Raw genomic sequence first — 20,089 nt, 5'->3', positions numbered from 1 at the left:
CGCACCACCACTGCGGTAGACACGCCCATGAACAAGCTGGCCGAGATGGTTCAAGCACAGTTGCTCGATGCCATCGAAAAGGATGACCTGGTCCTGCCGACCCTGCCAGAGGTTGCCTTGAGCATCCGCGAAGCAGCGGAAGACAGCGAGATCAGCGTAGCGGCCCTGAGCAAGGTGATCGGTCGCGATGCGGCCCTTTCTGCGCGCCTGATAAAGGTAGTCAACAGCCCGCTGCTGCGTGCAGCGGTCGAGGTCACCGACCTGCACACTGCCATCACGCGGCTGGGCATCAATTACAGCTGCAACCTGGCCATTGGTCTGGTGATCGAGCAGATTTTCCATGCCCGCGCGCCGGCCGTTGAACAAAAACTGCGCGACATCTGGGCCAACAGCCTGGAAGTTGCGGGTATCAGCTACGAAATCTGCAGGCGCTACACGCACCTCAAGCCCGATCAGGCTACCTTGGGTGGGCTGGTCAACCAGATTGGCGCACTGCCGGTACTCATTTACGCCGAAGAGCACAACGAACTGCTGTCCGACCCGGTTTGCCTGCATTACGTGATAGAGCAGATCCAGCCGGTGCTGGGGGACAAGATCCTCAAGGCCTGGGAGTTTCCGGAGCAACTGGTCAACCTGCCCAGCCAGGTTCAGGACCTGGACCGGCAGACTGACAAGGTCGATTACATCGATATCGTGCAGATCGCCCGCTGCATCAGCCAGCGCGGGCGCCATCGGCCATTGGCGGCGCTGCCGGCTTATCGCCACCTGGGGTTGCCGTTTGGTACTGAGCTGGAGGTGGAAGAGCTGCTTGAAGCGCGGAGCATGTTCCGCTGAGCAGTGCCAGCCTGTTCTGGCCCTATCTGGCTTGCCGGCGATAGGGCCAGAACAGCAACACATCAATCGGCGATAAAACTCACCCGCACCCGCAGCCCGCCGTTCTCGCCATCATGCAGGCTTACCTGCGCCAGGTGCGCCCGGCAGATCTCACCGACAATCGCCAGCCCAAGCCCGCTCCCTTGCGCACTGCGCCGGTAGAACCGCTCGAACACCCGCTCACGCTCAGCCTCGGGAATACCCGGCCCGTCGTCTTCCACCTCCAGCACCGCCGGCGCCACCACCCGCAAGATCACATTGCCACCCTCTGGCGTGTGCGCCAGGGCATTGTCCACCAGGTTGCTCAACAGCTCGTTGAGCAGCGTCGGCTCACCCTTCAGCCACACCGGAGCCTCGGCCTCCAGGGCCAGCGCAACGCCGCGTTTGTGTGCCAACGGGGCCATGGCCATGCCCAACTCACGGGCCAGCTGGCTCAGGTCCAGGCGCTGCGCGCCGCCCTCGGCAATTGCCCGTGCTCCGTTCTCCACCCGTGCCAACGACAACAGCTGGTTAGCCAGGTGGGTCAGGCGGTCAGTGCCTTGTGCCGCAGATTCCAGCGTCTGCCGCCACGCTTGCGGCTCGGAGGAGCGAAGGCCCAGCTCCACCCGCGCCTTCAAGGCAGCCAGCGGCGTACGCAATTCATGGGCGGCATCGGCAATGAACTGCGCCTGGCGCTCGAACTGGCCGCGCAGGCGCTCGGTAAAGTGGTTCAAGGCTCGCACCAGCGGGCCGAGCTCACGCTGCACCTGCACCACCGGCAAAGCCCGCAAGTCATCTGGCTGGCGCTCTTCCACCGCCGTGCGCAGGCGCTCCAATGGCCGCAACGCCGCACTCACGGCAAACCACACCATCACCAACGCCCCCAGCGCCAGCATACCCAGGCGCAACAGGGTGTCGGCCATCAGCCCACGGGCCATGCGCACCCGCGCCTCTTCCGTCTCGGCCACGCGGATTTCCGCCATGCCGTTCATGTTCGGCTCGGTCACTGCCTTCAGCAGGCTGACCACCCGCACATCCTGGCCCAGGTAGGTGGCGTTGTAGAACCGCGCAAGCGCCGGGTAATCGTCAGTGCGCGGCGTGCCGGGCGGCGGCGGTGGCAGGTTCTCGTAGCCGGAGATCAGCCGCTGTTTGATGTCCAGCACCTGGTAGTAGATGCGCCCGGCGCTGTCGTAAGCGAACGTGTCCAAAGCCACGTAGGGCACATCCGCGCTCAGCGAGCCGTCACGCTGCGACAGGCCAGCGGCGATGGTGCGCGCCGAGGCCAGCAGGGTGCGGTCGTAGGCGGTATCGGCGGCCTCACGGCCATTCCAGTAGGCGCTCAGGCCGCTGGCCAGCATCAGCACCACCAGCAGCAGGGCCAGGTTGCCCAGCAGGCGCCCGCGCAAGCTGCCGTTGTCACGCATCGCGGTGCTCTAGCAGGTAGCCCAGCCCACGGAAAGTGACAATGGCCACCGGGTGGCCGTCGAGCTTTTTGCGCAGCCGGTGGATATAGATTTCGATGGCATCCGGGCTGGCTTCTTCATCCAGGCCGAACACCTGGGCAGCCAGTTGCTCTTTGCTCATCACCCGACCCGGGCGTGCGATCAGCGCTTCCAGCACGCTTTGCTCGCGCGACGTCAGGGTCAGGTTGTCGTCGCCAAGGGCAAAGCGCCGGGTATCCAGGTCGTAGACCAGCGGCCCGCAACGTTGCTGGCGCTCGCCACCGAGCACACTGCGGCGCAGCAAGGCCTTGACCCGTGCTTCCAGCTCGGTCAGCTCGAACGGTTTGGCCAGGTAGTCGTCTGCCCCCAGGTTCAGGCCATGAACCCGGTCCTTGACGTCGCTGCGCGCGGTCAGCATCAGCACCGGCACCGTCTTGCCACGGCCGCGCAGGCGCGCCAGCACCTCAAAGCCATCCATGCGCGGCAAGCCGACATCCAGCACGGCGACAGCGTATTCCTCGCTGGCCAGGGCCAGGTCGGCAGCCACGCCGTCATGCAGCACATCCACGGTCAGGCCGTGGCTTTTCAAGGCCTGGGCCACGCTTTCGGCCAGTTGCAGATGGTCTTCGACCAGCAGCACACGCATCGGATTCTCCCTGCTCGGGTGGGGCGGTTGGCGCGGAGTGTACCGCTGTCGCCAAGCCTGTGAAGCCCCTCGTAACAAACCTTTCACGCTGAAAGGTTAGCGAAAGGTTCGTTACCTAGCATCGCACCACGGTCGCCCTTCGCGCCGAAAAAAGCACCAGCAAGGTGCAACGAATAAGAACAATAAACGGAGTCATCGACGATGCTGTCATCGCAGCCGCAGGCGTTCGCGCCTACCCGTTCCTTTGCCGCACGCCCCTCCGCCATCGCCAGCGCCCTTGCGCTTGCCGGTGTCGCCCCGATGAGCCAGGCCGCCTTCTTCGAAGACAGCACAGCCACCTTCGAAACCCGCAACATGTACTTCAACCGCGACTTCCGCGACGGCACCAGCGCGCAGCAATCCAAGCGCGACGAGTGGGCCCAGGGCTTCATCCTCAACTTCGAGTCCGGCTACACCGATGGCACCGTAGGCTTTGGCCTGGATGCACTGGGCATGCTCGGCATCAAGCTCGATTCCAGCCCCGACCGCACCGACACCGGCCTGTTGCCGACCCACGATGATGGCAAGGCCGCCGATGAGTATTCCAAACTCGGCCTGACCGGTAAGGTGAAGATTTCCCAGACCGAACTGAAGATCGGCACCCTGATCCCCGAGCTGCCAACCCTGCAGCCCAACGACGGGCGCATCCTGCCGCAAACGTTCGAAGGCGGCCTGCTCACCTCGAAGGAAATCAAGGGCCTGACCTTCACTGGCGGTCGCCTGGACAAGGCCAAGGACCGCAACGACACCAACTGGGAAGACCTGGCGCTGAACAACAAGAACGGCCGCTTCGGTGGCAGCTTCAGCGCCGACAACCTGGCCCTGGGCGGGCTGGACTACCAGTTCACCGACCGCATCACCGGCAGCTATCACTTCGCCCAGCTCGACGACATCTACCGCCAGCACTTCATCGGCATGGTCGCCACCCAGCCGTGGGGCCCGGGCACCTTCGGCGCCGACCTGCGCCTGGCCGTGAGCGACGACGCCGGTGCGGCCAAGGCGGGCAACATCGACAACACCACCGTCAACGGCATGCTCAGCTACGCCCTGGGCGGGCACAAGGTCAGCGCCGCCTGGCAGCAGCTGTCAGGGGACAGCGCCTTCCCGTATGTCGATGGTGCCGACCCTTACCTGGTCAACTTCGTCCAGATCAACGACTTCGCCGGCGCCGACGAGCGCTCCTGGCAAGCGCGCTACGACTACAACTTCGCCGCACTCGGCGTGCCCGGCCTGACCTTCATGACCCGCTACATCAGCGGCGACAACGTCAGCCGCGCCGCTGGCGGCGAGGGCAAGGAGTGGGAACGCAACACCGAGCTCAAGTACGTGGTACAAAGCGGCCCGTTGAAGAACGTCGCCGTGCGCCTGCGCAACGCCACCTTCCGCTCCAACTTCGCCCGTGACGCGGACGAAGTGCGGCTGCTGGTGAGCTACAGCGTCGCCCTGTGGTAACCCAATAACAACAACGCTCACGGAGATAGACGATGACCTTTTCACTGCGCCGCCTCGTCCTCGCTACCGGCTGCCTGCTGTTGGCCGGCAATGCCCTCGCTGCCGAACCGAAACGCCCCGAATGCATCGCCCCCGCCTCACCCGGCGGCGGCTTCGACCTGACCTGCAAACTGGTGCAAAGCGCCCTGGTGCAGGAAAAAATCCTCAGCAAGCCGATGCGCGTCACCTACATGCCCGGCGGTGTCGGCGCGGTGGCCTACAACGCCGTGGTCGCCCAACGCCCGGCCGATGCCGGCACCTTGGTGGCGTGGTCCAGTGGTTCGCTGCTGAACCTGGCACAAGGCAAGTTCGGCCGCTTTGACGAGAACGCGGTGAAGTGGCTGGCCGCTGTCGGTACCAGCTATGGCGCCATCGCGGTGAAAAGCGACTCCCCTTATAAAACCCTCGATGACCTGGTCGCCGCGCTGAAGAAAGACCCGAGCAAAGTGGTGATCGGCTCTGGCGGGACCGTGGGCAGCCAGGACTGGATGCAGACCGCCCTGATCGCCAAGGCTGCCGGCATCAACCCGCGTGACCTGCGCTACGTGGCCCTGGAAGGCGGTGGCGAAATTGCCACGGCGTTGCTGGGTGGCCATATCCAGGTTGGCTCGACCGACATCTCCGACTCCATGCCGCATATCCAGAGCGGCAACATGCGCATCCTTGCGGTGTTCTCGGAAAACCGCCTGGACGAGCCCGAGATGAAAGACATCCCCACTGCCAAGGAACAGGGCTACGACATTGTCTGGCCGGTGGTACGCGGTTTCTACCTGGGGCCAAAGGTGAGCGACGAGGACTACGCCTGGTGGAAAGCTTCGTTCGACAAAATGCTGGCCTCGGAAGACTTCGCCAAGCTGCGTGACCAGCGCGAGCTGTTCCCGTTCGCCATGACCGGCGAAGAGCTGGACGGCTATGTGAAGAAGCAAGTGGCTGACTACAAGGCATTGGCCAAGGAATTCGGGCTGATTCAGTAAGCCTGTCGGATTCACCACAATCCCTGGGGGAGCAGGCACCGCGGTGCCTGACACCGGCCTTGCCGGTGTTCGCGGGCACGCCCGCTCCCCCAAACGAGGACTCTGCAATGATCCTGCAACGCATCTTCGCCCTGGCCCTGCTGGCGGTGTGCGCCGCCCTGGCCGTGATGGCATTGCCCTACCAGGCGGCGTTTTCCTATGAGCCGGTCGGCCCACGCGCCTACCCGCTGCTGATGCTCGGCCTGATGAGCCTTGGCCTGCTGTACCTGGTGTTTCGCCCTACGCCCATCGTGCGCAAGGACGACGAACCGGAACTGGACCGCGAAACCCTGACCAAGATTGCCGCCTGCGTCGGCCTGCTGGTTGTTTTCGCCGCCACCTTCGAGCCTTTGGGCTTCATTCTCAGCGCCATGCTGGTCGGTGTGCCCATGGCCCGGCTGTACGGCGGTCGCTGGCTGCACAGTGCCATGGTGGTGGTCGGCATGAGCGTCTTTCTCTACTGGCTGTTCGACCGCGTAATGGACGTGCCCCTGCCCCTTGGCCTGCTGAGCGTACTGGAGAACTGACACATGGATACCTTGAGCTACCTGGGCCAGGGCTTCGGCGTCGCCCTGTCCCCCTACAACCTGGTCACCGCCCTCTCCGGCACCCTGATCGGTACCGTGGTCGGCCTGCTGCCAGGCCTGGGCCCGATCAACGGCGTGGCCCTGCTGATTCCCATCGCCTTCGCCCTGGGCTTGCCACCGGAGTCGGCGCTGATCCTGCTGGCGGCGGTGTACCTGGGTTGCGAGTACGGTGGGCGTATCAGCTCGATCCTGCTGAACATCCCGGGCGAGGCCTCGACCGTGATGACCACCCTCGACGGTTACCCGATGGCCCGGCAGGGCTTGGCCGGCGTGGCCCTGTCGCTGTCGGCCTGGAGTTCGTTCATCGGTGCCTTCATCGCCACCTGCGGCATGGTGCTGTTCGCGCCGTTGCTGGCGAAATGGGCCATTGCTTTCGGCCCGGCGGAGTACTTCGTGCTGATGGTGTTCGCCATCGTCGCCCTGGGTGGCATGGCCGGTGACAAGCCCCTGAAAACCTTCATTGCCGCCCTGATCGGCCTGTTCCTGTCGGCGGTCGGCATCGACGCCAACAGCGGCGTCTACCGCTTCACCGGTGACAGCGTGCACCTGGCCGACGGCATCCAGTTCGTGGTGCTGGTACTGGGCCTGTTCTCCATCAGCGAAATCCTCCTGCTGCTGGAAAAGACCCACCATGGCCACCAGGCGGTCAAGGCTACCGGCCGCATGCTGTTCAACTTCAAGGAAGCGGCTTCGGTGTTCGTGGTGAACATTCGTTGCGGTCTGCTTGGTTTCATCATGGGTGTTCTGCCTGGCGCCGGCGCAACCTTGGCCAGTGCCGTGGCCTACATGACCGAGAAGCGCCTGGCGGGTGAAAGCGGCAAGTTCGGCAAGGGCGATGCCCGTGGCCTGGCCGCACCGGAAACCGCCATCGGTGCTTCGTGCTGTGGCGCCCTGGTGCCGATGCTGACCCTGGGTGTGCCGGGCTCTGGCACCACCGCCGTGATGATCGGTGCCCTGACCCTGTACAACATCACCCCCGGCCCACTGCTGTTCGAACAGCAGCCAGACATCGTCTGGGGCCTGATCGCCTCGCTGTTCATCGCCAACATCATGCTGGTGATCCTCAATATTCCGATGATCCGCATTTTCACCCGCATCCTCGCCGTGCCGAACTGGGCGCTGGTGCCGGTGATCGCCATCATCACCGCCATCGGCGTGTACGCCGTGCATGCCACCACCTTCGACCTGTTCCTGATGGTCGGCATCGGCATCATGGGCTACATCCTGCGCAAGCTGGACTTCCCGCTGTCGCCAATCCTGCTCGGTTTCATTCTCGGCGGGCTGATGGAGCAGAACCTGCGCCGCGCACTGTCGATTTCCAACGGTGAGCTGGGCATCCTCTGGTCGAGCCCGATCAGCATGGGCGTGTGGGCGCTGGTGGTGCTGATGCTCGCCTTGCCGCTGCTTCGCATCTGGCGCAAACGCAGCCAGCAGCGCCGGGCCCTGGCCGATGCCTGATCGCGGGTTGCCGTTGTTTGTCGCAACCGGGCTGGTCGGCCTTGCTGGCGGTTACATCGCCAGCAAGGTCGGCTGGCCTTTGCCGTGGATGGTCGGCTCGCTGCTGGCCATCATCCTGGTGCGCTGCCTGACGCCCTGGCAACTGTCAGAGATACCCAACGGCCGCAAGTGCGGGCAGTGCATCATCGGCATCGGCATTGGCCTGCACTTTACCCCGGCGGTGATCGAGCAGGTGGGCAGCCATTTTGCGCTGATTTTCTTCGGCGCCCTGTTCACGACCCTGTCCAGCGTGATCAGCGTGTGGCTGTTGCGAAAGACCGGTGAAGACCGCGCCACGGCTTTTTTCGCCAGCATGCCAGGAGGCTCGGGGGAGATGGTCAACCTCGGCGCACGTAACGGCGCGGTACTGAGCCAGGTGGCTGCGGCGCAGAGCCTGCGGGTGCTGGCGGTGGTGCTGTGCGTACCGGCGCTGTTCAAGTTCTTGCTGGGTGACGGGGTGCCGCTGAACCACGCGGGAAGCGTCAGCTGGAGCTGGCTGGCCTTGATAGCGCCGTTGGGCGGTGCCGTTGCGCTGCTCTGGCAACGCTTGCGCCAGCCCAATCCATGGCTGTTCGGGCCATTGCTGGTAGCGGCCACGGTCAGCCTGGCCGGCAACCTGCAAATCGCACTGCCCAACGGTGCCAGCCAGATCGGCCAGTGGCTGATAGGCAGCGGCCTGGCTTGCCACTTCAACCGCGCCTTCTTCCGCCGCGCACCGTCGTTCCTGGGGCGCACGCTGTTAGCCACGGCGCTATGCATGGCGATTGCCGGCAGTGCCGCGTGGGTACTCAGCGTGATGACCGCGCTGGATTTGCGTTCGCTGACGCTGGGAATGATGCCGGGCGGAATTGCCGAAATGAGCCTGACGGCAGAAACCCTGCAACTGTCGGTACCGCTGGTGACGGCGCTGCAGGTGATGCGCCTGCTGTTCGTGCTGTTTTTGGCAGAGCCGTTGTTCAAGTATTGGGTAAGGAACCAGCACTAGGGGCCGTTGCACGGCCCCGGTAATCCTCAAAGCGGCGGCAACGCCCAGTTGATCGGCGCCATGCCACGCTGCTCAAGGAAGCTGTTGGTCCGGCTGAAATGCCCGCAACCCAAGAAACCACGGTAAGCCGACAGTGGCGACGGATGCACCGATTTCAGCACCAGGTGCTTGGTCCCATCGATCAGCTTCTGTTTGCTCTGCGCATGCGAACCCCACAGCAGGAACACCACGTTCGGGCACTGCTCACTGACTACCTGGATAACCCGGTCGGTAAAGAACTCCCACCCCTTCTTGGCGTGCGATGCCGCATTGGCTCGCTCCACGGTCATGGTCGTGTTGAGCAGCAATACACCCTGCTCGGCCCAGCTTTGCAGGTAGCCATGGCTGGCGATCGGGATGTTCAGATCGCGCTGCAGTTCCTTGTAGATGTTGACCAGCGACGGCGGCGTGGCCACACCCGGTTGCACCGAGAAACACAGACCATGCGCCTGGCCCGGCCCGTGGTAAGGGTCCTGCCCAAGGATGACCACCTTCACCTGGTCCAGCGGTGTCGAGTTGAGTGCATTGAAGATCAGCGGCCCTGGCGGGTAGATCTCCTTGCCGGCGGCATATTCGCTGCGCAGGAACTCTCGCAGCTGATGCATGTAGGGCTGGTCGAATTCGGCGCGCAGTGCGGCCTTCCAGCTGGGTTCGAGTTTGATGCGATCGTCGTCAGTCATGGGGCCATCCGTAAACAATGGCGCGACACTAGGTAAGCCCTTCCCGCTTGTCAAACGATCCGACCGACAACCGGCATGTTCGGCCAGGCAGGCCATACTTGGGCGATGACTTGAGCGAGGTAGTCCATGGCCATTCATTGCGAGGTTCTCATCGGCGCCGATGGCGCCCGCATCGGCATTGCCACCCTGGATGCACCCAAGGCACTCAATGCCCTGAACCTGCCCATGATCGAAGTATTGGGCGAACAACTGCATGCCTGGGCCCACGACCCGGGCATTGTCTGCGTGCTGCTGCGCGGCACCGGCGCAAAAGCCTTCTGCGCCGGTGGCGATGTACGTGCACTGGTACAAGCCTGCCGCGACCACCCCGGCAGCGTGCCGCCCCTGGCTGCCACCTTCTTCGCCGCCGAATACCGCCTGGACTTTGCCCTGCACACCTACCCCAAGCCGCTGCTGTGCTGGGGGCATGGGCATGTGCTAGGAGGCGGCATGGGGCTGTTGCAGGGTGCCAACGTGCGTATCGTCACACCCAGCAGCCGGCTGGCCATGCCGGAAATCAGCATTGGCCTGTACCCGGATGTGGGCGCGAGCTGGTTTCTGGCACGGCTGCCGGGCAAGCTGGGGTTGTTCCTGGGGCTGACGGGGGCACCGATCAACGCCCGCGATGCCCTTGACCTGAGCCTGGCCGACCGCTTTCTGGGCGAGCACCAGCAAGAGGCATTGATCGAAGAACTGCTGCAGTTGAACTGGCAAGAGCAGACCGCCCTGCAGCTGAACAGCCTGCTCAAGGCCGAACAGCACCGCGCCTGTGCCGAGTTGCCCGAAGCCCAGTGGTTGCCAAGGCGGCAGGTTATCGATGCGTTGCTCGACGTGGCCGATGCGGCGGCGGCCTGGCGTGCGCTGGAAGGGCTCAAGCATCATGACGACCCGCTGCTGGCCGATGCCGGCCAACGGCTGCATCAGGGTTGCCCACTGACGGCGCACCTGGTCTGGGAGCAAATCCGCAGGGCACGGTATCTGTCGCTGGCACAGGTGTTCCAGATGGAATACAGCATGAGCCTGAACTGTTGCCGTCACCCCGAGTTCAGCGAAGGCGTACGCGCCCGCCTGCTGGACAAGGACGACCAGCCGCGCTGGCACTGGCCCGATGTGGCGCAGGTTCCGGCGGCGGTGGTCGAGGCGCATTTTGCCAAGGTGTGGGAGGGTCGGCACCCATTGGCAGATCTGGGTTAGGCTTGCCGGTGATGGGGCGCAAAGCGCCCCCCGCTTCACTTCACCTTACCGCCGCCAGTTGCCTCCTTGCCCCTGGCCACGCTGGCCATCCCAACGCCCGCCACCATTCCCCTGCCTGTTGGAATGCGAATCGCCACGCTGGTAGCGCTGGCTGCCATCACGATAGTCATGGCGATCCCGGTCTTGCCTGTAGTCTTGCCGTTGGCGATTGCCATAGTCGTAGCGGGGGTTGCCATGCCAACGGTTCATCCCCGGCTGCGGATACGGCCGGTATTGCCGCGCGGGGGCTGGCCGGTAGTAATAGCGTGGTGCAGGCTGGTAGTAATAGCGCGGTTGCGGCGTGACGTAATAACGGTCATAGCGGTAATAGCCCGGCGAGACGTAACGGTCGGTGGAATAGTAGTCCGAACGGTAATAGCCCCCGCTCTCGTAGTACGGGGCGCAGGCGGAAGTCATCAGCCCCAGCAGGGCGATCAACAGGATTCGATAGGACATGGCGGCCTCCTGGACCGCTGGAGTGCCCGAACAGCGGCGCTGGCGAGCATCGATGCGTGATGCATTCATCGACACTGAATAAGACAGCGACGCCAAGGTGCAGTGCCATTTCTGCAACAATTTGATACAGGTGCGATAGCCCCTAAAAACTTGCAGTCATTTATCGGTCATCTCACTAGAATGGGCGGCTCGGCACACATCATGGGAAGATCATGCCCTCACGTTCCGCTCTGTTCTCGCAGCGCTCGCTGATCGTTACCCTGCTGGTGCTGCTGGCCTGCGGCTTCCTTGCTACCTCGCTGCTCAGCTACTTCTCCTCGCGCAGCGCCATCCGCGACGGCATTATCAATACCGAATTGCCGCTGACCTCCGACACGGTCTACTCGGAAATCCAGAAAGACCTGATTCGCCCGGTGCTGATCGCCTCGATGATGGCCCAGGATACTTTTTTGCGTGACTGGGTACTGTCGGGCGAAAAGGACACCCAGCGCATGACACGCTACCTGGGCGAGGTCATGGGTAAGCAGGGCACCTTCACCTCGTTCTTCGTCTCCGACCGCACCCTCACCTACTATCAAGCCAAGGGCGTGCTCAAGCAGGTGCAAGCCGGCACATGGCGCGATGCCTGGTATTTCCGCCTGCGCGACCTCAAGGCCCCCTATGAGATCAACGTCGACCTCGATATGGCCAACCAGGACAGCCTGACCGTGTTCATCAACTACCAGGTGCACGACTACCAGCACCGCTTCATTGGCGCTGCCGGGGTGGGGCTGAGTGTGTCCTCGGTGGTCAAGCTGATCGACCAGTACCAGCGCCGCTACCAGCGGTCGGTCGTGTTTGTCGATGCCGAAGGCAAAGTGTTGCTGACCGGGTCCGAAGGTGGTCCGCACGGTTTGCGGGTCGGCCAACCACTGAGCGACAACGCCGAACTGAACGATGTGCTGGCCGAACAGCCAGTACCCGGCGAAGGCAGCCACGAGTACCACGACAGCGACAACCACAGCCACTTCCTCAACGTGCGTCACCTGCCCGAGCTGGACTGGTACCTGTTGGTGGACAAGCGCGAAACCGGCGCCCTCGACCGCATTCGCCATTCCCTGTACCTGAACCTGGCCATCTGCGCGATGATCACCTTGGTGGTGCTGGCGCTGGTGCATGCCATGGTGCGCCGTCATCAGGCCAGCACCGAGGCGCTGGCCACGCTCGACAGCCTTACCGGCCTGCCCAACCGGCGCAGCTTCGACTTGCTCGCCGCCCAGGCGTTGCACGAAGCCCAGCGCGACAGTGGGCCGCTGGTGGCGCTGCTGATCGACCTGGACCACTTCAAGGCGCTGAATGACACCCACGGTCACCTGGCAGGCGACGAAGTGCTGCGCCAGTTCGCCAATGTGCTGCAGGGCAGCCTGCGCCAATCGGATATACTCTGCCGCTGGGGCGGCGAGGAGTTCATCGTGCTGCTGCGTGAAGCCGAGGGTCGGCAGGCCATCGAGGTAGCGGAAAAGATCCGCCGCCGCACCGAACAGCTCACGTTCAGCTACGACGAACACCCCTTGCGCCTGACCACCAGCATCGGCCTGAGCAGTCTGCAACCGGGAGATACCCTGCACGCCCTGCTGACCCGCGCCGACCGAGCGCTCTATCGTGCCAAGCAGGCCGGCCGTAACCGCGTCTGCAGTGAAACCCAAGATGAATGACAGCCAACACTGCCCCGCTTGCGGTGCCCTCAACCAGTGCAGCCTGGCCGACCCCCGCCGCGCCACCCAGGCCTGCTGGTGCTACAGCGTGAGTATCGACCCGGCCGTGCTCCAGGCCCTGCCCGCCGATTTACGCGACAAAGCCTGCCTGTGCCCACGGTGCGCGGCCGTTGAAGAACAACTTCGATCAACCACTTCTCACTGACCTGTTGCAATGCGCCTCGACCGCTTCCTCGCCAACCTGCCCAGCCTCAACCGCCAACAAACCCGCCTGATGCTGGTACAGCGTCGTGTGCGGGTAGATGGACAGGTGGTCAGCGACCCGCTGACCGAGGTACGCGAATTCAGCCGCGTGGAACTGGACGACCAGGTGCTGCAGGCTGGCCGACCGGCGCGCTACCTGATGCTGCACAAACCCACGGGCTGCGTCAGCGCCACCCAGGACCCGCAGCACCCTACCGTGCTCGACCTGCTGCCCGAAGCATTGCGAGGCGACCTGCACATAGCCGGGCGCCTGGATTTCAACACCACCGGGTTGATGATCCTGACCAACGATGGCCAATGGTCACGGCGCCTGACCCAACCTGCCACCAAACTGCCCAAGCACTACCTGGTGGACACCGAGGACGAGATTGGCGAGCACTATGAGGCCAAGTTCCGTGAGGGTTTCTACTTCGCCTTTGAAGACCTCACTACTCTTCCCGCCCAGCTGGACATCCTCGGCCCGCGCCAGGCGCGGCTGGCGATCGTCGAAGGGCGCTATCACCAGGTCAAGCGCATGTTCGGGTTCTTCGACAACAAGGTGGTGGGGTTGCACCGGGAAAGCATGGGCGCGATCCGCCTGGATCCTGACTTGGCTCCGGGGGCGTTTCGTGAACTGACGGCGGAAGAAATCGCCACTGTCTAGGCTGCCCGTTCTGGCACAAGGTGGTCATACGACCGCTGAGCGACAAAAGTCACAAATTCTCCCGAACGGCACTTGCAGGATCCCCAACCCACTGCTTGAATCCAAATCGTCAGTCTGCATGTGACTAACAAGTCACGCCCGCAGTCGAAGACGCCTTTTGCCGGCCACCCAGGGCCTTGATGCCTTGGGGCACGGCAAATTGCCCGCCAAAAACAATACCGTCGACGCATGTGCCAAGGATCGACACAGGGCCCCCCGGTTACTCTTCAGGCGAATGCCTACCTGTCATAAAGAACGTGCACCCTAGGTGACGCGAATACCCTTTTTGCGCCAGGAGTCGATGACATGAGGCCAGAAATCGCTGTACTTGATATCCAAGGTCAGTATCGGGTTTACACGGAGTTCTATCACGCGGAAGCGGCCGAGAATACGATCATCATGATCAATGGTTCGCTGGCCACCACGGCCTCGTTCGCCCAAACGGTACGTAACCTGCACCCGCAGTTCAACGTAGTGCTGTTCGACCAGCCGTATGCCGGCAAGTCCAAGCCACACAACCGCCAGGAACGGTTTATCAGCAAGGAGACCGAGGCGCATATTCTCCTTGAGCTGATCGAGCACTTCCAGGCCGACCATGTGATGTCGTTCTCATGGGGTGGCGCAAGTACGCTGCTGGCGCTGGCGCACCAGCCGCGGTGCGTGAAGAAGGCCGTCGTGAGTTCCTTCTCGCCGGTGATCAACGAACCGATGCGCGACTACCTGGACCGTGGCTGCCAGTACTTGGCCGCCTGCGATCGCTACCAGGTCGGCAACCTGGTCAACGACACCATCGGCAAGCATCTGCCATCACTGTTCAAGCGCTTCAACTACCGCCACGTCAGCAGCCTGGACAGCCACGAGTATGCGCAGATGCACTTCCACATCAACGAGGTGCTGCATCGCGACCTGGACCGGGCGCTGGAGGGTGCGCGCAATATCGACATCCCTGTGCTGTTCGTCAACGGCGACCGCGACGAGTACACCACGGTCGAAGATGCCCGGCAGTTCGGCAAGCATGTGGGCAAGAGCCATTTCAGCGTGATTCGTGACGCTGGCCACTTCCTGGACATGGAGAACAAAACGGCCTGTGAAGACACCCGCAGCGTCCTGCTCGGTTTCCTCAAGCCGGCCGTGCGTGAAACGCGTCACCGCTACCGGCCTGTTCAACAAGGGCAGCAGGGGCAGCATGCATTGGCCATTTGAGCGCATCGGCGCCCTGTGGCTGATCCCGCAGGCTATAGGGTGCCGACAAGCTTTTTTATAACTTGGGCTTCTAATTCGTGGAGGGTTCTGGTAAAAAGTGCTGCGCAGACGCGGGTATAGTTTAGTGGTAAAACGAAAGCTTCCCAAGCTTTAGTTGAGGGTTCGATTCCCTCTACCCGCTCCACATTGCATCACCGCATGGCGTTCCAGCAACGTCATCGCTGTCAGAAGGGGCCTCGGCTCCTTTTTTCGTTTCTGCCCTCCCGGTTTGATCTGGCCCATGGCCAATTGCCTGCCGATCCGCTTCAATGCGTAGATGGTTACGTGAAGCATTTCGAAAGGACGACGCATGTTTCTCTCCCGCTGGCTACCGGGCCTTGCCAACCTGCTGCACTACCGCCGCGAATGGTTCCATGCCGATTTGCAGGCAGGCCTCTCGGTCGCGGCGATTCAGATACCCATCGCCATCGCTTACGCACAAATTGTCGGTTTGCCGCCACAGTACGGCCTGTACGCCTGCGTGCTGCCAATGATGGTCTATGCCCTGATCGGCAGCTCGCGCCAGCTGATGGTTGGCCCTGACGCCGCTACCTGCGCGATGATCGCCGGTGCCGTGGCGCCGCTGGCCATGGGAGACCCGCAGCGCATTGCCGAACTGTCGGTGATCGTCACCGTGCTGGTGGGGGTAATGCTGATCGCTGCCGGCCTGGCACGGGCCGGGTTCATCGCCAGCTTCTTCTCGCGGCCGATCCTCATCGGCTACCTCAACGGCATCGGCCTGAGCCTGATCGCCGGGCAGCTGTCCAAGGTGGTGGGGTTCAAGATCGAAGGCGACGGTTTTATCCTCAGCCTGATCAACTTTTTCCAGCGCCTGGGTGAGATCCACTGGATCACGTTGTTCATCGGCCTGGCCGCTCTGGGCCTGCTGATCTGGCTACCACGGCGTTTCCCACGCCTGCCCGCCGCACTGACCGTGGTGGCACTGTTCATGTTGCTGGTCGGCCTGTTTGGCCTCGACCGCTTCGGCGTCGCCATCCTCGGCCCGGTGCCGGCCGGCATCCCGCAGCTGGCCTGGCCGCACAGCAACCTGGCGGAAATGAAGAGCCTGCTGCGCGACGCCCTGGGTATCGCCACCGTCAGCTTCTGCAGCGCCATGCTCACCGCACGCAGCTTTGCCGCCCGCCACGGCTACGCGATCAACGCCAACCACGAATTCGTCGCCCTGGGCGTGAGCAACCTGGCGGCCGGGGTGTCCCAGGGCTTTGCCATCAGCGGCGCCGACTCGCGCACCGCCGTCAATGACATGATGGGTGGCAAGAGCCAGCTGGTGGGCATCGTCGCCGCGCTGGTCATTGCCCTGATCCTGTTGTTCTTCACCGCGCCGATGGCGTGGATCCCGCAGGCAGCATTAGGCGCCGTGCTGCTGATGGCCGGCTGGGGGCTGATCGACATCAAGTCGCTGGGGCTCATCCGCCGCCTGAGCCGCTTCGAGTTCTGGCTCTGCCTGCTGACCACGGCCGGTGTGCTGGGCCTGGGCGTGCTGCCCGGCATCGTGTTTGCTGTGACCCTGGCGATCCTGCGCCTGCTCTACAGCATCTACCAACCCACCGACGCCGTGCTCGGCTGGCTGCCGGGCACCGAAGGCCAGGTCGACATCCGCAAATTCAAGGAAGCGCGTACCGTGCCAGGCCTGGTGGTGTACCGCTTCGACGACGCGATCCTGTTCTTCAACGCCGACTACTTCAAGATGCGCCTGCTCGAAGCGGTGCAGAGCCAGGACCAACCCAAGGCCGTGCTGTTCGATGCCGAAGCCGTCACCAGCATCGACGTCAGCGGTATCGCCGCCCTGCGTGAAGTGCGCGATACCCTGGCCGCGCAAGGCATCTTCTTTGCGATCGCCCGCGCCCGGGGCACCTTCCTGCGCATGCTGGTGCGCTCGGGGATGGCACGGGAAATGGAAGACAAACTGCTGTTCGGCTCGGTGCGGGCGGGGATTCGGGCGTATCGGGTGTGGCGTAACCGCAACCGTAGCACGCTCATTACCGGAGAGGGCTGAACAGAACGCTATCGCAACCCATTCGGCCCCCTACAGAGAAAAGGACTACCCGCCCCTCGAAAAAGGATGATCGCCCAGTGAGGAGCGGATTCGCTAGCCTCGCTGACCCGATCCTGAATACGGCCGGGCAATCCTTCTCCGTGGCGCTGGACAACCAGCAGCTACGCCAATGGCGTACAACCTGTTATGCTTTTTACCGAAACAGCCGTGTTCACCAAGCGAGTCAAGGAACTCCTTGATGACGATGCCTATCGCTTGCTCCAAGTCCGGCTCATGATTTCACCTGAGGCAGGTGACCTGATCGAGGGAACAGGCGGCCTGCGCAAATTACGTGTGGCCGCAAACGGGCACGGAAAACGCGGTGGTGCCAGGGTTATCTACTACCACTTCATCTCCAAGTCACAGATAGCCCTGCTCTACATCTAGCGCAAGAACGAGCAACCCGGCCTGTCCCCCGAGCAACGCAAGGCGCTGAGGTCGATCATTGAACACTGGAGGCACGCATGAACCGCTTTTTTGACGAACTGCTGGAAAGCGTGCAACAAATGGACGACATCGTCCAAGGGAAGCAGGCGCCTTCTCGAGAATTCGAGATCGATGCACTCCTGGTGCGTAACATCCGCAAGGCAACGGGGCTCACGCAAGCACGCTTTGCCGAGATCATCGATGTTCAGGTAGCAACATTGAGGAATTGGGAACAAGGGCGACGAGAACCTACCGGGCCTGCCAAGGCATTACTACGCGCAATACGTAATGATCCTGATCATGTATTAAAGGCCCTTGCGCACTGACAAGGGCCTGTAGGCGTCGCACACCCTGCACGACATGCTAAAGTCCCCCCGCTCCCCGCTCCACCCAACGGACTCCAGCATGCCTGCACTTGACGCCACCCTCACCCCTTGGCCAGAACTCGCCGCCCGCCACCCCTGCGATGCCCTGCTGCTGGGCAACGGCGCCAGCCGCGCAGTGTGGAAGCCTTTCGGCTATTTCTCGCTGTTCGAGGAAGCACAACGCGCAGGCCGCAAGAAAGGCCTGGCGGTCAGTGACCAGGCCCTGTTCAAGTCGTTGGGCACGGAACTGTTCGAGCCGGTGCTCAGCGCCCTCAACACCACCGTGCGCGCCAACGCGGCGCTGGCCATCAACTCCACCGCACCGCTGAACCGCTATTACTCGATCAAGGAAGCGTTGATTCACGCCGTGCGCACGGTGCACCTGCCGTGGCCGCTGATGCCGCCAGCCACCCTCGCGACCCTCAACCAGGCGCTGCGTGGCTACCGCAGCGTCTACACCAGCAACTACGACCTGCTGCTACCGTGGGCTGTACAGAGCGCCCCACACGGCTTCGCCGACCTGTTCGACGAACAAGGCTTCTTCGACGTGCGTCGCACCCGCAGCGAAGGCACGCGGGTGATGCACCTGCACGGCGGCCTGCACCTGCTGAAGCTACCCGACGGCACCACCCGCCAACGCAGCGCCGACAGCGCCGAACTGCTTGATGGCTTTGCCGTGAACATCCCAGGTGAAGTGCCACTGTTCGTCAATGAAGACCGCAGCGAGGAAAAACTGCGCGCCATCCGCCATTCGGATTACCTCAGCTGGTGCCTGGGGCAGCTGGCCCAGGAAAGCCAAGGGGTATGCCTGTTCGGTCAGCACCTGGACAGCAGTGACCAGCACCTGCTCGAAGCCATCCGCCAGGCCCGACCGAAGCAGCTCTCGATTGCTATCCGGCCGGTGAGTGAAGCTTCGGTGATCAACCAGAAGCAGCATTTTGTTGATCGGTTTGGAGATTTGTCGGGGACGCAGGTGCATTTCTATGACGCCACTACGCACCCGCTGGGGCTACCAGATTTGGCGATTGATCGACCAGCGGCTAGACGCTAGCACGCCCGCTGGACGAGCACGCCAGCAGGCTTGCCAGTGGTTGCTTTCAAAGCAAGCCATCCGCCCGCAGCAATGTTTCCAGGCAATGCTCCTGTACCCCATAAAACGCCTTGAGCTGGCCAATCTTCTCCAGCAACTCGCCGTTAGCCACCGGCTGCCGCCGCTTCACCGCAAGAATCATCTTGTTCTTGTTGGTGTGCTCCAGCGAGATGAACTCGAACACCTTGGTTTCGTAACCGCAGGCTTCCAGGTACAACGCGCGCAGGCTGTCGGTGAGCATTTCGGCCTGCTGGCCCAGGTGCAAGCCGTATTGCAGCATGGGTTGCAGCAACCCCGGGCTGTGCAGTTGCGGGCGGATCTGCTTGTGGCAGCACGGCGAGCACATGATGATCGCGGCGTTGCAGCGGATACCGGTGTGAATGGCGTAGTCGGTGGCGATATCGCACGCATGCAGGGCGATCATCACTTCGATGGCCTCGGGAACCACGCTACGTACATCCCCGCACTGGAATTCCAGGCCCGGGTGCTCCAGGCGCGAAGCGGCGGCGTTGCACAAGTCGACCATGTCCTGGCGCAGCTCTACACCGGTCACCTGCGCCTCACGGCCCAGGCTGTTGCTCAGGTAGTCATGCATGGCAAAGGTCAGGTAGCCCTTGCCCGAGCCGAAGTCGGCCACCCGAAGTGCCTGTTTCGCAGGTACCGGCGCACTGGCCAGGGCGTGGTCGAAGACCTCGATGAACTTGTTGATCTGCTTCCACTTGCGCGACATGGACGGGATCAATGCACCTTGTGCGTCGGTCACGCCAAGGTCACGCAGGAACGGCCTGGACAAATCCAGGTAGCGCTTCTTCTCGCGGTCATGGCCACTGCTCGCCGCGGCCTCGCGTGGAGCCTGCGCGCCGTGACGTTGCAACATCGGCTTGCCCTTCTTGCTGAAGGTCAGTTGCACTTCGCCATCTGCGTCGAACAGGTGGGCATTGCGGAAGCTGTCCGGCAGCAGCTCGGCTACCAGCGCCTGCGCCTGTTCCAGCGACAAGTTGCGGGTGATGTCGCGGGTCTGGTGGCGGTAGACCAGCGACAGGCATGGCTGGCCCTTGACCTGCAGCGGCTTGGCGATGATCCGTTGCAAGGTCTGGTCGGCACCGACATGGCGCGCCAGCACCAGTTTGACCAAGGTGTTGCCGTGCAAGGCTGCATTCAGAAGGCCGAGAAACCGGGCGCGTGCATCTGACGCAGAGAGGGCGGAAGAACTGGCGGACATGGAGAAACGGTGCCTCGAATAGCGGGAAACGCATTCTACACCCTGCAGG

The 20,089-nt window shown here is 62.9% G+C and carries 20 protein-coding genes, 1 tRNA gene and 1 pseudogene; 16 read left to right on the top strand and 6 right to left on the bottom strand.

Annotation, left to right across the window (positions count from 1 at the left end; translation table 11 throughout):
- The first annotated feature begins 27 nt into the window (after positions 1–27).
- Positions 28–834 carry an HDOD domain-containing protein gene (locus D906_RS13365; RefSeq protein WP_025754590.1) on the top strand — a complete coding sequence of 269 codons (807 nt, stop codon included), beginning with the start codon at positions 28–30 and terminating at the stop codon, positions 832–834.
- 62 nt (positions 835–896) lie between these two features.
- Here D906_RS13365 and D906_RS13360 read toward each other — a convergent pair whose 3' ends face one another.
- Positions 897–2,276: a sensor histidine kinase gene (locus tag D906_RS13360; protein ID WP_016713689.1), complete on the bottom strand. Its 1,380-nt coding sequence runs from the start codon at positions 2,274–2,276 to the stop codon at positions 897–899.
- Positions 2,269–2,940, bottom strand: a complete 672-nt coding sequence (locus D906_RS13355; protein ID WP_016713688.1) for a response regulator — start codon at positions 2,938–2,940, stop codon at positions 2,269–2,271. Before D906_RS13355 ends, D906_RS13360 begins: the two co-directional genes overlap by 8 nt.
- A gap of 201 nt (positions 2,941–3,141) precedes the next feature.
- Between D906_RS13355 and D906_RS13350 the strand changes: the two genes are divergently transcribed.
- The 5 genes from D906_RS13350 to D906_RS13330 all read left to right on the top strand — a co-directional run bounded on the left by D906_RS13350 (position 3,142) and on the right by D906_RS13330 (position 8,552).
- A complete protein-coding gene (locus tag D906_RS13350) occupies positions 3,142–4,431 on the top strand; it encodes an OprD family porin (RefSeq protein WP_016713687.1) in 1,290 nt (429 codons plus the stop codon).
- A gap of 32 nt (positions 4,432–4,463) precedes the next feature.
- A complete protein-coding gene (locus D906_RS13345) occupies positions 4,464–5,444 on the top strand; it encodes a tripartite tricarboxylate transporter substrate binding protein (RefSeq protein WP_003252023.1) in 981 nt (326 codons plus the stop codon).
- Between the two features lie 107 nt (positions 5,445–5,551).
- A complete protein-coding gene (locus D906_RS13340; RefSeq protein ID WP_019097236.1) occupies positions 5,552–6,010 on the top strand; it encodes a tripartite tricarboxylate transporter TctB family protein in 459 nt (152 codons plus the stop codon).
- 3 nt (positions 6,011–6,013) lie between these two features.
- Entirely contained in the window at positions 6,014–7,528 is a 1,515-nt protein-coding gene (locus D906_RS13335; RefSeq protein ID WP_016713684.1) for a tripartite tricarboxylate transporter permease, read from the top strand.
- Positions 7,521–8,552 carry an AbrB family transcriptional regulator gene (locus tag D906_RS13330; RefSeq protein ID WP_027615405.1) on the top strand — a complete coding sequence of 344 codons (1,032 nt, stop codon included), beginning with the start codon at positions 7,521–7,523 and terminating at the stop codon, positions 8,550–8,552. Before D906_RS13335 ends, D906_RS13330 begins: the two co-directional genes overlap by 8 nt.
- Positions 8,553–8,578: 26 nt before the next feature.
- On the opposite strand, the gene ung is transcribed toward D906_RS13330, so the two are convergent.
- Positions 8,579–9,271, bottom strand: a complete 693-nt coding sequence (gene ung / locus D906_RS13325) for a uracil-DNA glycosylase (protein WP_016713682.1) — start codon at positions 9,269–9,271, stop codon at positions 8,579–8,581.
- A gap of 126 nt (positions 9,272–9,397) precedes the next feature.
- Between ung and D906_RS13320 the strand changes: the two genes are divergently transcribed.
- Positions 9,398–10,504 (top strand): enoyl-CoA hydratase/isomerase family protein, encoded by a 1,107-nt coding sequence (locus tag D906_RS13320; RefSeq protein WP_019097238.1) that lies wholly within the window; start codon positions 9,398–9,400, stop codon positions 10,502–10,504.
- Positions 10,505–10,549: 45 nt separating this feature from the next.
- Here the strand turns inward: D906_RS13320 and D906_RS13315 are convergent, their stop codons facing one another.
- The gene (locus D906_RS13315) at positions 10,550–10,999 is read right to left on the bottom strand and encodes a hypothetical protein (RefSeq protein WP_027615404.1); all 450 of its coding nucleotides are present in this window, start codon (positions 10,997–10,999) and stop codon (positions 10,550–10,552) included.
- Between the two features lie 212 nt (positions 11,000–11,211).
- Between D906_RS13315 and D906_RS13310 the strand changes: the two genes are divergently transcribed.
- The 5 genes from D906_RS13310 to D906_RS13290 all read left to right on the top strand — a co-directional run bounded on the left by D906_RS13310 (position 11,212) and on the right by D906_RS13290 (position 15,026).
- Positions 11,212–12,693 carry a sensor domain-containing diguanylate cyclase gene (locus D906_RS13310; protein ID WP_027615403.1) on the top strand — a complete coding sequence of 494 codons (1,482 nt, stop codon included), beginning with the start codon at positions 11,212–11,214 and terminating at the stop codon, positions 12,691–12,693.
- Entirely contained in the window at positions 12,686–12,898 is a 213-nt protein-coding gene (locus D906_RS13305; RefSeq protein WP_080587351.1) for a cysteine-rich CWC family protein, read from the top strand. The genes D906_RS13310 and D906_RS13305 overlap by 8 nt, the downstream gene beginning before the upstream one ends.
- Positions 12,899–12,907: 9 nt before the next feature.
- Complete coding sequence (locus D906_RS13300) at positions 12,908–13,600, top strand: pseudouridine synthase (RefSeq protein ID WP_019097241.1); 693 nt, start codon at positions 12,908–12,910, stop codon at positions 13,598–13,600.
- A 345-nt stretch (positions 13,601–13,945) separates the two neighbouring features.
- Entirely contained in the window at positions 13,946–14,842 is an 897-nt protein-coding gene (locus D906_RS13295; RefSeq protein ID WP_027615402.1) for an alpha/beta fold hydrolase, read from the top strand.
- Between the two features lie 110 nt (positions 14,843–14,952).
- Positions 14,953–15,026 (top strand) — tRNA-Gly (locus D906_RS13290).
- Here the strand turns inward: D906_RS13290 and D906_RS13285 are convergent.
- On the bottom strand, positions 14,993–15,193 hold the full coding sequence (locus D906_RS13285; protein WP_080587352.1) for a hypothetical protein: 201 nt from the start codon (positions 15,191–15,193) through the stop codon (positions 14,993–14,995). The two genes, D906_RS13290 and D906_RS13285, sit on opposite strands and share 34 nt — an antisense overlap.
- On the opposite strand from D906_RS13285, the gene D906_RS13280 reads away from it, so the two are divergent.
- The 4 genes and pseudogenes from D906_RS13280 (at position 15,192) to D906_RS13265 (ending at position 18,779) form a co-directional block, all read left to right on the top strand.
- Positions 15,192–16,898: a SulP family inorganic anion transporter gene (locus D906_RS13280; RefSeq protein ID WP_027615401.1), complete on the top strand. Its 1,707-nt coding sequence runs from the start codon at positions 15,192–15,194 to the stop codon at positions 16,896–16,898. The two genes, D906_RS13285 and D906_RS13280, sit on opposite strands and share 2 nt — an antisense overlap.
- Positions 16,899–17,084: 186 nt before the next feature.
- A pseudogene (locus D906_RS13275) lies at positions 17,085–17,405 on the top strand (type II toxin-antitoxin system RelE/ParE family toxin).
- Positions 17,402–17,689 carry a NadS family protein gene (gene nadS, locus D906_RS13270; protein WP_025754594.1) on the top strand — a complete coding sequence of 96 codons (288 nt, stop codon included), beginning with the start codon at positions 17,402–17,404 and terminating at the stop codon, positions 17,687–17,689. Before D906_RS13275 ends, nadS begins: the two are co-directional and overlap by 4 nt.
- A gap of 79 nt (positions 17,690–17,768) precedes the next feature.
- The gene (locus D906_RS13265; RefSeq protein WP_027615400.1) at positions 17,769–18,779 is read left to right on the top strand and encodes a DUF4917 family protein; all 1,011 of its coding nucleotides are present in this window, start codon (positions 17,769–17,771) and stop codon (positions 18,777–18,779) included.
- Positions 18,780–18,825: 46 nt separating this feature from the next.
- Here D906_RS13265 and D906_RS13260 read toward each other — a convergent pair whose 3' ends face one another.
- Positions 18,826–20,040, bottom strand: coding sequence for an SAM-dependent methyltransferase (locus tag D906_RS13260; RefSeq protein WP_019097246.1), 1,215 nt, complete (start codon positions 20,038–20,040; stop codon positions 18,826–18,828).
- Positions 20,041–20,089 lie beyond the last annotated feature (49 nt).

Source organism: Pseudomonas sp. LAIL14HWK12:I1, assembly GCF_003202095.1.
Classification (GTDB): Bacteria; Pseudomonadota; Gammaproteobacteria; order Pseudomonadales; family Pseudomonadaceae; genus Aquipseudomonas; species Aquipseudomonas monteilii.
Note: the sequence above shows the minus strand (reverse complement) of the source record. Positions and strands in the feature narration are given on the sequence as shown.